At 52.6% G+C, this 15,307-nt stretch carries 12 protein-coding genes; 3 read left to right on the top strand and 9 right to left on the bottom strand.

Annotated features, from left to right (window positions below; genetic code table 11):
• Positions 1-10: 10 nt before the first annotated feature.
• From glgX to asd, 3 genes are all read right to left on the bottom strand, one after another.
• The gene (glgX, locus tag OGY01_RS10740; protein ID WP_286493090.1) at positions 11-1,987 is read right to left on the bottom strand and encodes a glycogen debranching protein GlgX; all 1,977 of its coding nucleotides are present in this window, start codon (positions 1,985-1,987) and stop codon (positions 11-13) included.
• Positions 1,987-4,170, bottom strand: coding sequence for a 1,4-alpha-glucan branching enzyme (gene glgB / locus OGY01_RS10735; protein ID WP_045448489.1), 2,184 nt, complete (start codon positions 4,168-4,170; stop codon positions 1,987-1,989). Before glgB ends, glgX begins: the two co-directional genes overlap by 1 nt.
• Positions 4,171-4,531: 361 nt before the next feature.
• On the bottom strand, positions 4,532-5,638 hold the full coding sequence (gene asd / locus OGY01_RS10730) for an aspartate-semialdehyde dehydrogenase (RefSeq protein WP_286493089.1): 1,107 nt from the start codon (positions 5,636-5,638) through the stop codon (positions 4,532-4,534).
• Positions 5,639-5,828: 190 nt separating this feature from the next.
• Here asd and yhgN point away from each other — a divergent pair, with 190 nt between their 5' ends.
• Positions 5,829-6,422: an NAAT family transporter YhgN gene (gene yhgN / locus OGY01_RS10725; RefSeq protein WP_045448493.1), complete on the top strand. Its 594-nt coding sequence runs from the start codon at positions 5,829-5,831 to the stop codon at positions 6,420-6,422.
• A gap of 106 nt (positions 6,423-6,528) precedes the next feature.
• Here the strand turns inward: yhgN and gntU are convergent, their stop codons facing one another.
• The 5 genes from gntU to OGY01_RS10700 all read right to left on the bottom strand — a co-directional run bounded on the left by gntU (position 6,529) and on the right by OGY01_RS10700 (position 11,523).
• Positions 6,529-7,869: a gluconate transporter gene (gene gntU / locus OGY01_RS10720; RefSeq protein ID WP_045448495.1), complete on the bottom strand. Its 1,341-nt coding sequence runs from the start codon at positions 7,867-7,869 to the stop codon at positions 6,529-6,531.
• On the bottom strand, positions 7,869-8,399 hold the full coding sequence (gntK, locus tag OGY01_RS10715; protein ID WP_045448497.1) for a gluconokinase: 531 nt from the start codon (positions 8,397-8,399) through the stop codon (positions 7,869-7,871). The genes gntU and gntK overlap by 1 nt, the downstream gene beginning before the upstream one ends.
• A gap of 141 nt (positions 8,400-8,540) precedes the next feature.
• The gene (gene gntR / locus OGY01_RS10710) at positions 8,541-9,536 is read right to left on the bottom strand and encodes a gluconate operon transcriptional repressor GntR (RefSeq protein ID WP_045448499.1); all 996 of its coding nucleotides are present in this window, start codon (positions 9,534-9,536) and stop codon (positions 8,541-8,543) included.
• A gap of 130 nt (positions 9,537-9,666) precedes the next feature.
• The gene (gene yhhW, locus OGY01_RS10705) at positions 9,667-10,362 is read right to left on the bottom strand and encodes a quercetin 2,3-dioxygenase (protein WP_045448501.1); all 696 of its coding nucleotides are present in this window, start codon (positions 10,360-10,362) and stop codon (positions 9,667-9,669) included.
• Positions 10,363-10,485: 123 nt separating this feature from the next.
• Positions 10,486-11,523: an oxidoreductase gene (locus OGY01_RS10700; protein ID WP_286493088.1), complete on the bottom strand. Its 1,038-nt coding sequence runs from the start codon at positions 11,521-11,523 to the stop codon at positions 10,486-10,488.
• A gap of 459 nt (positions 11,524-11,982) precedes the next feature.
• Between OGY01_RS10700 and yhhY the strand changes: the two genes are divergently transcribed.
• Positions 11,983-12,471: an N-acetyltransferase gene (yhhY, locus tag OGY01_RS10695; RefSeq protein WP_045448505.1), complete on the top strand. Its 489-nt coding sequence runs from the start codon at positions 11,983-11,985 to the stop codon at positions 12,469-12,471.
• Between the two features lie 45 nt (positions 12,472-12,516).
• On the top strand, positions 12,517-13,401 hold the full coding sequence (locus tag OGY01_RS10690) for a hypothetical protein (protein ID WP_048222936.1): 885 nt from the start codon (positions 12,517-12,519) through the stop codon (positions 13,399-13,401).
• A 47-nt stretch (positions 13,402-13,448) separates the two neighbouring features.
• On the opposite strand, the gene ggt is transcribed toward OGY01_RS10690, so the two are convergent.
• Positions 13,449-15,194, bottom strand: a complete 1,746-nt coding sequence (gene ggt, locus OGY01_RS10685; protein WP_048222939.1) for a gamma-glutamyltransferase — start codon at positions 15,192-15,194, stop codon at positions 13,449-13,451.
• Positions 15,195-15,307: the final 113 nt, after the last annotated feature.

Below are 15,307 nucleotides of genomic sequence, written 5' to 3'. Positions count from 1 at the left end.
AACTCCTTTTTTATCTTCTCTGGAACACACACAGTCCGTGCGCAGGTCCCTGCCAGACAGCCGTAAGCACCGGATTATCCTCTCCGGCAAATGGGGGGATGGCGTGCCATTCCCCTTCAGGTAAAACGATATCTGTCACCTCAAGCGAAGCGTTTATCGCAATCAAAAAACGCTCTGAAAGCAGGATTTGCATCTGCTTCAGGCCGTTTTGCCACTCATCCGCACTTAAGGGTTGTGCATACTTGTTCAGCCAACGGACATTGCCATCACCCTCTTCCCACCAGCGATCGTTTGTTAACGCGGGGATCTGCCGGCGAAGATGAATCAAGGCGGCGGTAAATGCGGTTAGCCCACTGTTTGCCTGCTGCCAGTCCAGCCAGGTTAAAGCGTTATCCTGGCAGTAAGCGTTATTGTTGCCGTGCTGGCTATGACCATGCTCATCGCCCGCCAACAACATCGGCGTCCCCTGAGAGAGCAACAGCGTCGTTAACAGGGCATGAATGCTGTCGCGCCGCCTTTCAATCAGGTCCAGCGTGCCGCCTAACCCTTCTTTACCATGATTATCACTGTAGTTATTGCTAGTGCCGTCCCGATTTTCCTCACCGTTCGCTTCATTGTGCTTATTTGTGAAGCATACACAGTCGCGCAGCGTAAAACCGTCATGCGCAGTAACCAGATTAACCGTGGCGCTGGGTTTACGACCATTACGTTTAAACACATCGCTGGATGCTGCAAAACGTCCAGCAAACTCCCCCAGCGACAGATTACGCTGTAGCCAGAAGCGTCGGATTGCGTCGCGGAAATGGTCATTCCATTCGACAAACGGTGGTGGGAAATTACCCACCTGATAACCGCCTTCACCAATATCCCACGGCTCTGCAATCAGCTTAACGCGTGAGAGCAACGGACAGTTTTGGATGGCGGTAAACAGCGGTGCATCCTGACGAAACGCAGGCGTGCGCCCCATAACGGAAGCTAAATCGAAACGAAAACCATCCACGTGGCAGGTTTCAACCCAATAACGCAGGCATTCACACGCATACTCCACCACACCGGGATGGCTCAGATTGATGGTGTTCCCACAGCCGGTCCAGTTGTAGTAATCACCATCTTCCCTAATCCAATAATAGCTACGGTTATCAATTCCGCGCAGCGAGAAGAGCGGCCCCTCAAGATCCAACTCGGCGCTGTGGTTTAAAACGATATCGAGAATGACCTCAATACCCGCTTTGTGCAGCGCTTTCACCGCGTCACGAAACTCATCAAGAGCGCTCTCTGGCGAGCAGGCATAAGCCGGATGCAGCGCAAACATCGCCAACGGGTTGTAACCCCAGTAGTTAGATAATCCCAGCCGTTGAAGACGGGGTTCGCTGGCGAAATGCGCCACCGGCAGCAGCTCCAGCGCGGTAATGCCAAGGTGCCTGAAATAGTCAATCATCACCGGATGACCGAGCGCTTTGTACGTGCCGCGAATATCCTCCGGGATATCGGGGTGCAGATACGTCAGTCCTTTGACGTGTGCTTCGTAAATGACGGTGTTGCCCCACGGTGTACGCGGCGGGACATCATCCTCCCAGTCATATCGGTCTGATACCACCACGCACTTGAGCGCAATCTCCGCATTGTCACGATGATCCGGCTCATCCACCCCACCGTGTAGCAGCGGGTTATCTTTTAACTCGCCTTCCACGCGGCGTGCACAGGGGTCAATCAGCAGTTTCGCCGGGTTAAAACGATGACCTTGCCCAGGTTGCCACGGCCCATGTACACGATAACCATAACGCAAACCCGGTTTGGCACCGGCCAGATAACCGTGCCAGACATCACCGCTACGTCCAGGCAGGTCATAGCGGTGCTCGCAGCCTTGCTCATCGAAGACGCATAGCTCAACGCGCTCAGCGTGGGCCGAGAAGAGTGTAAAATTGACGCCATGACCGTCATACATGGCACCGTGGGGGGTGGCGTTACCGATTGCCAGTTGCGTCATCACCCCTCCCGAACCAGCCAAATCGTGGCCAGCGGAGGCAAGGTGAGACTCAACGAGTGCTGACGACCATGGCTGGCGATTTCATCGCTGTGTACCACGCCGCCATTACCGGTATTGCTGCCGTGGTAATGCATCGAGTCAGTATTAAGGATCTCACGCCATTTACCCGGCTGATTGATGCCAAAGCGATAGCCGTAACGTGGCACTGGCGTAAAGTTGCTGGCGACAATAATTTCGTTGCCAGCTTTGTCACGACGGACAAAAATCAGCACCGAACGCTCGTTGTCGTCCACCACCAGCCATTCGAACCCATACCCGTCAAAGTCGAGCTCATGCAACGCCTTGTGGTGACGGTAGGTGTGGTTCAAATCACGTACCAGGCGTTGTACGCCGTGATGCCAGTTATCGCCCCCTTCCAGCAAATGCCAGTCGAGGCTGGCATCGTGGTTCCATTCTCGTCCCTGGGCAAATTCGTTACCCATAAACAGCAGTTTCTTGCCGGGGAAGGCCCACATCCAGCCATAGTAGGCACGTAGATTGGCAAACTTCTGCCATGCGTCGCCTGGCATGCGATCAAGGATCGATTTCTTACCGTGCACCACTTCATCGTGGGACAACGGCAGAACAAAGTTTTCGGTATAGTTGTAGAGCATGCCGAAAGTCAGCTTATCGTGATGATGCTGACGATAAATCGGATCCAGCTTCATGTAGTCCAGCGTGTCATGCATCCAGCCCAGGTTCCACTTGTACCAGAAACCCAAGCCGCCCATATCCTGCGGTCTCGATACTCCGGCAAAGTCGGTGGATTCCTCCGCCATGCTCACAGCACCAGGTACCTGTTCACCAAGAATACGGTTGGTATTACGCAAAAACTCAATGGCTTCGAGGTTTTCGCGCCCGCCAAATTCGTTAGGAACCCATTCCCCTTCCTTACGACTGTAATCGCGATAGATCATCGACGCCACGGCATCGACCCGTAGCGCGTCAATGCCAAATCGTTCAATCCAGTACAGGGCGTTGCCCACCAGATAGTTGCTGACTTCACGGCGACCGTAGTTGTATATCAGCGTGTTCCAGTCCTGGTGATACCCTTCGCGCGGATCGCTGTGTTCATACAAATTGGTGCCATCAAACTCTGCCAGCCCAAAATCGTCCGACGGAAAATGGCCCGGCACCCAGTCAAGGATGACATTCAGCCCGGCCTGATGCGCGGCATTCACGAAATAGCGGAACTCATCGCGCGTGCCGAAACGACGGGTCGGTGCGTACATGCCAGTCGGCTGGTAACCCCAGCTACCATCGAACGGATGTTCGTTAATTGGCAGCAACTCAAGGTGGGTAAACCCCATCCACTTCACGTAGGGGATTAGCTGATCCGCAAGTTCGCGGTAGCTCAACCAAAAATTGTTGTCCGTATGGCGACGCCATGAGCCCAGATGGACTTCATAGATAGAGATCGGGGCATCAAACTGGTTAGCTTTTTTACGCTCCTCAGTTTGCACGACTTTTTCCGGCAAACCACAGATCAGCGATGCTGTTTCAGGACGCATTTGCGCTTCAAAAGCGTAAGGATCAGCTTTGATGCGTAGCTTGCCGTTAGCATCGATCATCTCGTACTTATATAGCTGACCATGCTGTGCACCGGGGATAAACAGCTCCCAGATGCCGCTCTCTTTACGCAGACGCATCGGGTGTCGGCGTCCATCCCAGTAATTGAACTGCCCGACTACCGAGACACGTTGTGCATTCGGCGCCCAGACGGAGAAACGAGTACCTGTTACGCCGTCCATGGTATCCGCATGTGCGCCCAGCGTTTCGTAGGGGCGCAGATGCGTCCCTTCAGACAGCAGCCAGGCATCCATATCTTGTATTAGTGGGCCAAAACGGTAAGGGTCATCAATCAGATTCTGCTGTCCATGCCAGACAACAGCCAGTTGATAGCGAAAGAAATTTTTACGTCGGGGAAGTACAGCACAGAAAAAACCGCGAGAGTCGAGACAGTCCAGTTTGCCGACTTTGCGTCCGGTTTTAGGTTCGATCACCCACACTTCGGTGGCGTCAGGCAATAGGGCACGGACTTCAAGTCCCGCTTCAGTTTGGTGCATACCGAGTACGGAAAAAGGATCCGCAAAATGGCCTGCAATTAGCGCATTAATCACGTCTCTATCAACACGAACGGACATGGTTGTCATCCTGTTTTATGTGTCACCCCTTCCAACTGATTTTCGACATCAGGTAGTGACATTTTTTTGACCTGAACGGCGCAGCACAATTGTGCATCCTCTCTGCGTCGTCCCACCTTCAGGCAACAACTTAATACCTCCGGTACTAAGCCACCCTTAAAGAATAGCCAATGCTTTATCTTACTCCCGGTAAAAAATGAAACATCTGCGCTTACTCCTGTATTACGCAAAAAAAAGGGCGACTCAGCACCCATTGTTTACACATGATTATCATCTGCCTGATGACGAACTCGTCTAACCTGGCCTACTGACTCACGTCATGTGCAGGCCAGATAAATAGAGTGCCGTCAGGCAGTCATCATTACGCCAGTTGACGCAGCATCCGGCGCAGTGGCTCAGCAGCACCCCAGAGCAGTTGGTCGCCAACGGTAAAGGCTGACAGGAACTCCGGTCCCATATTCAGCTTACGCAGACGGCCTACTGGCGTGGAAAGCGTACCGGTTACGGCCGCAGGGGTTAACTCACGCATAGTGATATCCCGATCGTTAGGCACCACTTTCGCCCATGGATTGTGAGCTGCCAGCAGTTCTTCCACGGTCGGAATTGACACATCTTTTTTCAGTTTAATGGTGAACGCCTGGCTGTGGCAGCGCAGTGCGCCTACGCGCACGCAAAGACCATCCACCGGGATCACGGAAGACGTGTTGAGAATTTTGTTGGTTTCTGCCTGCCCTTTCCACTCTTCGCGGCTCTGACCGTTATCGAGCTGTTTGTCGATCCACGGAATCAGGCTCCCGGCCAGCGGTACACCAAAGTTATCAACCGGCAGGTCACCGCTGCGGGACAGGGTTGTCACTTTACGTTCGATATCGAGAATAGCAGAAGAAGGGGTCGCCAGTTCATCGGCCACATGGCTATACAGATGGCCCATCTGGGAGAGGAGTTCACGCATATGACGTGCACCGCCGCCTGAAGCCGCCTGGTAGGTTGCTACGGATACCCAGTCCACCAGATCGTTGGCAAACAGGCCGCCGAGTGACATCAGCATCAGACTAACGGTGCAGTTACCGCCGACAAAGGTCTTAACGCCTTTGTTCAGAGCGTCGGTAATCACATCCTGGTTAACCGGATCGAGGATAATGATGGCATCGTCTTTCATACGCAGCGAAGATGCCGCATCAATCCAGTACCCTTGCCAACCGCTTTCACGAAGCTTTGGATAGATTTCGTTGGTATAATCGCCGCCCTGACAGGTCACAATGATGTCGAGCGCCTTCAGCGCTTCCAGATCAAATGCATCCTGAAGCATGCCAGTGGAGGTCGTACCAAACGTCGGTGCCGCCTGTCCGAGCTGGGAAGTAGAAAAGAAAACAGGGCGAATGGCGTCGAAGTCACGTTCTTCTACCATGCGTTGCATGAGTACAGAGCCGACCATACCGCGCCAGCCGATAAAACCAACATTTTTCATAGCGTTTTTTCCTGCAGAGATGTGTGCTGTGTATGCTAACCAGTATCCTACTGGCCTATCCTTCACCATACAAAAAGCAGCCAAAGTCGCAAGTGAAATTAATCAATGATAGCGAAGCCATCAGTAATGCGACTTATCCCGCTGCGCAAGCAAGCAGAAAGTCCGCTGTAATTATCAGGGAATTTGACTTATGAATGAAATCATTTCTGCGGCAGTTTTATTGATCCTGATTATGGACCCGCTCGGAAATCTGCCCATTTTCATGTCCGTATTGAAACATACCGAACCTAAACGTCGTCGCGCGATTATGGTTCGCGAGCTGTTTATTGCGCTGTTGGTGATGCTGATATTCCTGTTCGCGGGCGAGAAAATTCTGGCATTTCTTAACCTGCGAGCGGAAACCGTCTCCATCTCCGGGGGCATCATTTTGTTCCTGATTGCCATCAAGATGATTTTCCCCAGCGCAACCGGCAATAGCACCGGACTTCCGGCGGGTGAAGAGCCCTTTATCGTGCCGTTGGCCATTCCACTGGTTGCAGGACCGACTATCCTGGCATCGTTGATGCTGTTATCGCATCAATACCCGAATCAGATGGGACATCTGGTGATTGCACTGCTGATCGCCTGGGGCGGTACATTTGTGATCTTGCTGCAGTCATCGCTGTTTTTGCGTCTGCTGGGCGAGAAAGGTGTTAATGCGCTGGAACGCCTGATGGGGCTGATTCTGGTGATGATGGCGACCCAGATGTTCCTGGATGGTGTGCGGATGTGGATGAAGGGGTGATGTACTCGTTTTACGCCGGGAGGCGGCTTCGCCTTACCCGGCCTACGGTGTGGATATGTGCCAGTTTGTAGGCCCGGTAAGCGCAAGCGCCACCGGGCTTTCTAACTCAGCTCAGGAGCTGAAAGGCAATCATACCGACAATTGCACCGACCGTTCCGAGGATAGTTTCCATCATCGTCCAGGTCTTCAGCGTTTGTGCTTCAGTCGCACCGGTGAATTTACCGAACAGCCAGAAACCAGCGTCATTGACGTGGCTGACCACGATAGAACCACCCGCGATGCAAATAGACAGCGCCGCCATCTGCGCCCCGGAGAAGTTCAGCTGTTCAATCACTGGCATCACCAGACCGACCGCCGTTAAGCAGGCCACCGTCGCGGAACCCTGGATGATACGAACCGCAGCCGCCAGCACAAAGCAGGTAATGGCAATTGGCAGCCCCATGCCGGTTAACGCTTCACCCAGTGCCGGACCGACACCAGAATCCACCAGCACCTGCTTGAACACGCCGCCAGCACCAATCACCAGCAGAATAATCCCCGCAGGTTGCAACGCGTGACCACAGATCTCCATCACGCGGTCCTTCGCCATACCCTGACGGATTGCCAGACCATAAATAGCGACCAGGCAGGCGACCAGAATCGCGGTGAACGGGTGACCAATAAACTCAAACCATTCGTAAGCGGTAGAACCGACCGGCACAAAGCGAGCAGCAATGGTTTTCAGGCCAACCAATACCAGCGGCAGCAGGATAAGCGCGAGACTGAAACCAAAGGACGGCATTTTGCCTTCGCCCAGATGCGGCTCGGTAATATCGTCCGGCACATGCAGTTCAACGAAACGACTGATGAAATTGCCCCACAACGGTCCGGCGATAATCATGCCAGGAATTGCCGCACACAGGCCAATCAGGATCATCCAGCCGAAATCGGCGTGCATCTGAGAGGCCAGCAGCATTGGCGCAGGCCCCGGCAGCAGAAACGCTGCAGCCGCCGCCACACCCGCAAACAGCGGGATAACCAGCTTCACGAGGTTGGTGCCCGTATGACGCGCCATAGAGAACGCCACGCTTATCAGCAGCACAATCGCAACTTCAAAGAACAGCGGCAGCGCGCAAATCAGGCCGGCCAGGCCAATCGCATAATGCGCGCGGCTGTGGCCGAAGGACTTCAGCATTTTGACGGCAATCTGATCGACCGCCCCGGTCTCATGCAAAATCTTACCGAACATCGCTCCCAGAGCGACCACAATCGCCAGGAAACCGAGTGTGCCTCCCATCCCTTTTTCCATAGTCGCAGCGATTTTATCGAGCGGCATACCGGAAAAGAGACCTGCACCTATAGAAACCACCATCAAAGCAACGAAGGCGTGCATACGCGCCTTCATCACTAAAAACAGCAGTAATAAAACGGACCCTACTGCTGTTAAAACAAGCGTTAATGTACTCACTACTTACTGCCTTGGTTAATGACCTCAATGGTGCTTGCTACCACACCGTCCAGCGGCTGATCGATATCCACCACCAGAACATCACTTTCGTTCGCACCCGGTTCTTCCAGCGTTTCAAACTGGGTCACCAGCATCTGCGTTTTGAAGAAGTGGCCTTTACGCTCCTTCAGGCGGCTTTCGATAACGTCAAACTCCCCTTTCAGATAGATGAAAGAGAGATTCGGGTTACCTTCACGCAGCAGGTCACGATAGTGTTTTTTCAAGGCAGAACAGACGATAAGCGACACTTTGTTGGTACGCTGCATCGCAAAAGCGGCGTCATTCAGCGCCTGTAACCACGGTTTACGGTCATCATCGTTTAACGGCTCACCGGAAGCCATTTTCATGATGTTGCTGCGTGGATGGAGAAAATCGCCATCAAGAAACGCGGCCTGCAGTTGATGCGCCACTTCGCTGGCGACAGCAGATTTACCGCTGCCCGATACGCCCATCAGAACGTAAACGTGGTGATCATGATTAGTCGTGCTCAAAGCGTTGCCCCCACTGGTACAAGAATCAGGAAATTGTTACGGGTAACTGTTATCGGTAACATTGTCCGACCGGATAAATGGAGAAGCAATATCCATTCGTGCCAGAAGTGTATAAGTGTGAGCTACTTCAAACTTGTTGGGCTAAATAGATCCGCCCGGTGACAAGGTGAAACCTAAATCTAACATTTTAGGGGTAACTGTTTCACCACGGATACGCGCCAGCAGACGTTCTGCGCCAATGCTGCCCATCCGTTCACGCGGCGTGAGCACACTCGCCAGGCGTGGCTCCATCACCTGCCCGATATCGTGACCGTGGAAACCAGCAATCGCCATATCATCAGGGATTTTCAATCCTAACCGCTGGCATTCAAATGCCGCCCCGACAGCCAGGTCATCGTTGGTACAAAAGACACCGTCCAGTTGCGGATATTCACGTCGCGCCTGGCGGATTAGCTCAATACCGGAGGAGTAAGAAGAGGATTGTTCCACCATCACGCTGTAAGGCACCAGGTTCGCATCCCGCATTGCCTGTTCGTAGCCTCTTTGTTTGATGATAGTACGTTCATCAAGACGCGCGCCAAGATAAGCAATATGGCGATGTCCGCGAGCAATGATGGCGGCGGTCATCTGGCGAGCAGCCTCGAAGTTGTCAAAACCCACAGCGATATCAAGACACGGAGTCTGGCTATCCATCAGCTCAACCACCGGGATCCCCGCGACTTCAATCATTTTTAACGTGCGGGGAGTATGACTACGTTCGGTGAGGATCAGACCATCGATATTCCACGACAGCATCGATTCCAGACGCTCTTGTTCCATCTCGGGTTTATAGCCATAGTGCGCCAGCATAGTCTGATAACCGTGAGCGTCAGTAACGGCCTCAATACCGCGTAATACTTCAGCAAAAACCTGGTTGGTAAGAGATGGTAACAGTACGCCGATAGCGCGGCTGGTAGCGTTAGAAAGGATATCAGGAGCACGATTGGGAATATAACCCAGCTCATCAAGTGCAGCGGCAATTTTGCCCCGCAGCGCGACGGAGACCTGCTCCGGATTACGCAAAAAGCGGCTGACCGTCATTTTGGTCACACCCACGCGGTCGGCTACATCCTGAAGTACGGGTCTTTTCTTTTTCATCGTCCTGAAGTATTAAAAAGGGGATAGATATCCCCAGTTTACCACGGACGCGCGGAATTAATGACAAACGATGAAAAGCCGGATGTCGACGCTTTCGCGTTTTATCCGGCCTACAAAGGGTTACAGCACATTAGACTGGCGGCAGGTCAAACAGTAACACTTCACTATCACTGTCGGCATGGATAGAAATCGCCTGCTCGTCCCAGATAGCCAGTCCATCACTGGTGGACGCTTTGGTTCCATTAATAGTCACATTGCCTTTTACCACCTGGATCCAGACGCGGCGTTCAGCGGCAATCTGATGCACTGACTGCTCATCTTTGACCAGCGCCCAACGGTACAGCTCCATATCCTGATAAACCTTAAGCGAACCATCGCGAGCATCCGGCGAAAGCACCAGTTGTTTGCCCTGAGCGGCATCGAAACGACGTTGCTCGTAACGCGGCGTAATACCGTTCTCCTGCGGAATGATCCAAATCTGATACAGATGCAGCTTCTCAGTATCGCTCGGATTGTACTCCGAGTGACGGATCCCCGTCCCGGCGCTCATAATCTGGAATTCACCAGCCGGAACCTGCTCTTTGTTGCCCATGCTGTCCTGATGCTCTACCGCGCCTTCGAGCACGTAGGTCAGGATCTCCATATCTTTATGGGGGTGAGTACCAAAACCCTGACCTGCGTCGATAACGTCGTCGTTAATCACGCGCAGTGCAGAGAACCCCATAAAATTCGGGTCATAGTAGTTGGCAAAAGAGAAGGTATGCCAGGAATCGAGCCAGCCATGATTAGCATGACCACGGTCGTTAGCTTTGCGTAAATAGATCATTGTGTTCACCCCCAGATGTTTTCGATGAAGTAAGTGTGGACTTAATCAGTCTGGGATCATAGAGGGTGAAAATTGACTCCTCTGTTCAAAAAATATGAACAAACCCAGAGGAGTCGGTAAACGCTATTTGGCGAGCGTTATCGTCGCAGGAGATGCCTGTTCAAACGCACGTTCGAGGATTTCCAGGTTGGTAAGAACTTCAGATTCCTTGACGTAATTGGGCGTACCGGATGTCAGTGTCTGGTACAGCGCATCATAGACGCGACCATAGTCTCCCACTTCCGGTTTCACCTCTTCTTTCACCGTCACACCTTCATCATTGACGTACTCCAGCATCCCAATGGAATCGTCGGCGGCAAAACCGGGTTCACCCGGCATGATATTCGCTTTCAGGCTGGTTTCCTGTTGGTCGATACCGTACTTCACAAACGAGCCGTTCGTACCGTGGACGATAAACTTCGGGTAGTCGATTTTCACCAGATGACTGGTTTTGACAATCGCCTTCAGATCGCCGTAAAACAGTTGTGCTTCAAAGGTATCATCCGGATTCGCTTTGTTGCGCAGACTACGGATGTCATACGCCACATGATCGGGGCGGCCAAACAGCGAAATAATCTGATCCATCGTGTGCACGCCCAGACCATAAAACGCACCGTCCTGCGGCAATCCTGGTTTGGTTTCCGCAACAGGTCGGTAGTAGTCGAAATGGCTTTCAACCTCAACAATCTCGCCCAACGTGCCGCTCTCTATCGCTTTTTTGGCGGTAAGGAAGCAGGAGTCAAACCGACGGTTCTGATACGGAGTAACGGTGAGTCCCTTACTTTTCGCCAGTTCGAACAACACTTTCGCTTCAGCCAGCGTCGGGGTGAAAGGTTTCTCGACCAGTACACTTTTCCCTGCTTCCAGCGCACGTTTGGCGTATTCAAAATGGCTATCGGCGTGGGTGCAAACGATCACCAGTTTCACCTGCGGATCGTTTAAGATCTCGTCGAGGTCGCTGGTGAAGTGAATATGTGAATACTGGGGTGCCTGCTCTTCCGGTTTAGCATGACGACGGAAGATATGAGCAACATGCCAGCTCTCTTTGCGGTTAAGGACGTATGGCAAATGATAGCGCGTGGTGCTTTTACCAAAACCAATGAATGCGCAGTGTAAGGTCATGGGACAGTCCTTTTGAAGGTGATTGTCTACACCATAGCGCAAAGTGGGGGGAGACTGAATATTGGATTCTTTGCCTGATGTGGCGCGGCCTTATCCGGCCTACAAAACAAAAAGATCGACCATCGGCGTCGCCGTCAGTTTGTTAACGGCAAGCGCGCAGGGCCAGGAGCGTACACAGAGTATGTGAGGATTGTGAGCACAGCCCGGGATTAAGCTGGCAAGCAAACTAGTCCGAAACCCAGCCAAAAAAAAAGCCAGCGCAAGGCTGGCTAAAGTAATACTGGAAGCAATGTGAGCAATGTCGTGCTTTCAGGTTCTCCGTAGGGTTCCCCTGAACGCAGAGCAATAATAATCATTCTCATTCGCACTTGTCCACTTCTTTTTGCAAAAAAATGCAGTTGACGGCATTTTCAATCTCAGCGAGTGTAAATACACAATTAACCCTGCAGGAGATAAGGAATGAGTGAGATAGTGATACGCCACGCTGAACCGAAAGATTACGACGCAATTCGTCAGATCCATGCCCAGCCGGAGGTGTACCACAACACGCTACAGGTTCCTCATCCTTCTTTGGAGATGTGGCAGGAAAGACTCGCCGAGCGATCTGGAATTAAACAACTGGTCGCCTGTGTTGATGATATTGTCGTTGGGCATCTTTCCATTGAAGTCGCACAGCGCCCGCGCCGTAGCCACGTCGCCGATTTTGGTATCTGTGTAGATGCCCGATGGCAGAACCGCGGCGTTGCCAGCGCGCTAATTCGCACGATGATCGATATGTGCGACAACTGGCTGCGCGTCGATCGTATCGAGCTCACAGTGTTTGTCGATAATGAACCTGCTGTTGCGGTCTATAAGAAGCATGGTTTTGCAATCGAAGGCACAGGCAAGAAATACGGCCTGCGCAACGGTGAATACGTTGATGCTTACTTTATGGCGCGGGTGAAATAATTTTTTGGGCGAGTTATATCGCCCTTTATCTTGAAAGGACGCATTGTGAAAAAGGTTTTTTCGCTTGTTCTGCTGGCAGCAATCTTCCCTGGCTATGCCACGACCGTACAGAATCTGGACTCCGTACCCAGCGCCATTCACCATCCGGAAGGTAAGCAGATCTTCACCGAACAAATGATGGGTGCGACACCTGCCAAAGGGTTTGGCGAACTTCCGCAAGGGTTGGATGTGGCCCAATGGATTGCCTGGGTTGCGCCGAATGAAGACCCCAAAAACCTGATCATGAGCGGTGCCAAAGCCTGGGGCAAAAACGGGAAATACATTGGTGTTGCCTGTTTTGCAGATAATCAGGCAGAGGCAGAACAAACCAGGAAACGCGCAGATAACGGCTGTCCGGAAAATTACAGCACCAGCCGCGTCAATAAATTATATCTCGGCGTATTTTCCTGGCAGAATCAACAGTTGCAGCCGATCGCACGTTCAGAAAACCCGCTGGACCAGCTTTCAACATGGAATAACGCTGCCGAGAAAGAGAGCAATGATGAATCGGTCAGACCGCTGGCCTATTACACCAAACTGGATCTGGCCCCTTATCGGATCGCACCCGATACCCTGGCATTCGGGGTACGCGGCGGATACTCTGATGCGTATTCCGGCGGCGGTGCCTTCTATGAAGTGCTGGAGCTCTACGCGATCAAAGATAACAGGATAATCAACGTCTTTTCCGACCTTGTTTACCAATATCAGGATCTCGCCGGAGACTGGAATCAGGATGGAACGCGACAGCACGACATCAGCGAAAGTAAATACATCCTGAAAATGCGTTCAGCAAAAACCGAGGGGTTTTATGACCTGGAACGCGTTGATCTACAGGATAAAAGCAGTCACATATTTCGCTGGTCCGAATCGAAGCAACGGTATCTCCCGTAACCGACAGATAAGGCCTACAGCGTTCCAGACGATGTAGGCCACTAACCTTAGAACCCTGCCGTTAAATCATCCACAGAGCGTGGATCGGAAGCACCATACAGTGCGCCGTCCGGTCCAACCATGATGCTCTGGGTGCTACCCATAGCCTCTTTCAGCACCACTTTCTGCCCCTTCTGCTCCAGCAGCTTGATAGTATCCGGGCTGAAGCCTTTTTCCACACGCAGTTCATCCGGCAACCACTGGTGGTGGAAGCGAGGCGCATTGGTGGCTTCGGCAACGTTCATCCCAAAGTCGATACTGTTCACCACCATTTGCAGCACAGTGGTGATAATTCGGCTACCGCCTGGGCTGCCAGTGACCAGCCAGGTTTTACCATCTTTGACCACGATGGTCGGTGACATCGACGACAACGGACGTTTCTTCGGACCCACGGCATTGGCATCGCCGCCTACCAATCCGTAGACATTCGGGACTCCCGGCTTGGCAGAAAAATCATCCATCTCGTTATTGAGCAAAATGCCTGTGTTACCCGCCACAATACCAGTACCAAAGGTGGTGTTCAGGGTGTAGGTCACCGCCACAGCATTACCGTCTTTATCCACCACCGAGAAGTGGGTGGTCTGGTTACTTTCATATGGGGCAAGCTTACCTGGCTTAATCTGGCTTGAAGGCCTGGCCTTATTGATATCAATCTGATCGGCAAGGGATTTGGCATAGGCCTTATCGGTGAGTGCCTGCCACGGAACCTTCACAAAATCCGGATCGCCGAGATACTCTGAACGGTCGGCGTAGGCATGTTTCTCCGCTTCCGCCATCACCTGCATGGCATCGGCACTGCCAAATCCGTATTTCTTCATATCGAAGTTTTCGAGAATATTAAGGATCTGCACGATGTGAATACCGCCAGAGGATGGAGGCGGCATCGAGAAAACCTGATACCCACGATAGTCGCCGCTGATTGGCGTACGCTCCACAGCTTTATAGGTGGCTAAGTCCTCTTTGGTCATCAGACCACCGTTCTTCTTCATCTCCGCGGCTATCTGATCGGCAATCGCCCCTTTATAAAACGCATCCGGGCCGTTCTCAGCAATCATTTCCAGGCTTTTCGCCAGGTTTGCCTGTACCAGCTTGTCGCCTTTTTTCAGCGGCTCACCGTCTTTCCAGAAAATGGCTTTGCTGTTCTCGTGGTTTGGGATCACTTCACTGCCGTAGGTCTTTAGATCGTCGGCCAGCGCATCGTTAACCACAAAACCCTCTTCGGCCAGCTTCATCGCCGGGCGCACCACTTTATTCAGCGGCAGGGTGCCATACTTTTCCAGAGCCAGCGAGAAACCCGCCACAGTGCCAGGCGTGCCGGAAGCCAGATGTGAAGTCAGCGACTTTTTCGCATCAGCGTTGCCCTGTTCATCGAGGAACATATCACGGGTTGCGCCAGCAGGCGCCATTTCACGGAAATCAATCGCGGTAGTCTTTCCGTCTTTGGTGCGCAGCAGCATAAACCCACCGCCACCCAGGTTCCCCGCCTGAGGATGCGTCACCGCCAGCGCGTAGCCAACGGCAACGGCGGCGTCTACAGCATTGCCACCCTGCTTAAGGATATCAACGCCAACCTGCGTAGCCAGCGCATCCACGGAGGCCACCATCCCCTGCTGCGCGCGCACAGGATGGAACACATCTTCCTCAACACCGTATGACACCGGTGAGGGTGTCGGCGGTGCGGCGGCAACACTAAAACAACTTCCTGAGAGCAGAGCAGCAATGGCTACCCGGCGTAAAAACGTCGGTTTTATCATCGTTATTCTCCAGATGTATGGGGTCAGCCCCCACTAAGCCTGGTGCATAACTCTGAAATAATCATCGTAACGGTGAATAAGGAGTAAACTTAAGAGATCCCCGGGAGGAGAAA

Origin of the sequence: Citrobacter sp. Cm038, assembly GCF_030333105.1 — a bacterium.
Lineage (GTDB): Bacteria > Pseudomonadota > Gammaproteobacteria > Enterobacterales > Enterobacteriaceae > Citrobacter > Citrobacter murliniae.
This window is presented reverse-complemented; position numbering and strand designations above follow the sequence as displayed.

What these genes read in the sequence shown, in the direction of transcription:
- yhhY (WP_045448505.1), top strand. Translation starts at nt 11,983, where the DNA reads ATGAGTGAGATAGTGATACGCCACGCTGAACCGAAAGATTACGACGCA.
- gntR (WP_045448499.1), bottom strand. Translation starts at nt 9,536, where the DNA reads ATGAAAAAGAAAAGACCCGTACTTCAGGATGTAGCCGACCGCGTGGGT.
- asd (WP_286493089.1), bottom strand. Translation starts at nt 5,638, where the DNA reads ATGAAAAATGTTGGTTTTATCGGCTGGCGCGGTATGGTCGGCTCTGTA.
- glgX (WP_286493090.1), bottom strand. Translation starts at nt 1,987, where the DNA reads ATGACGCAACTGGCAATCGGTAACGCCACCCCCCACGGTGCCATGTAT.
- yhhW (WP_045448501.1), bottom strand. Translation starts at nt 10,362, where the DNA reads ATGATCTATTTACGCAAAGCTAACGACCGTGGTCATGCTAATCATGGC.
- OGY01_RS10700 (WP_286493088.1), bottom strand. Translation starts at nt 11,523, where the DNA reads ATGACCTTACACTGCGCATTCATTGGTTTTGGTAAAAGCACCACGCGC.
- glgB (WP_045448489.1), bottom strand. Translation starts at nt 4,170, where the DNA reads ATGTCCGTTCGTGTTGATAGAGACGTGATTAATGCGCTAATTGCAGGC.
- ggt (WP_048222939.1), bottom strand. Translation starts at nt 15,194, where the DNA reads ATGATAAAACCGACGTTTTTACGCCGGGTAGCCATTGCTGCTCTGCTC.
- yhgN (WP_045448493.1), top strand. Translation starts at nt 5,829, where the DNA reads ATGAATGAAATCATTTCTGCGGCAGTTTTATTGATCCTGATTATGGAC.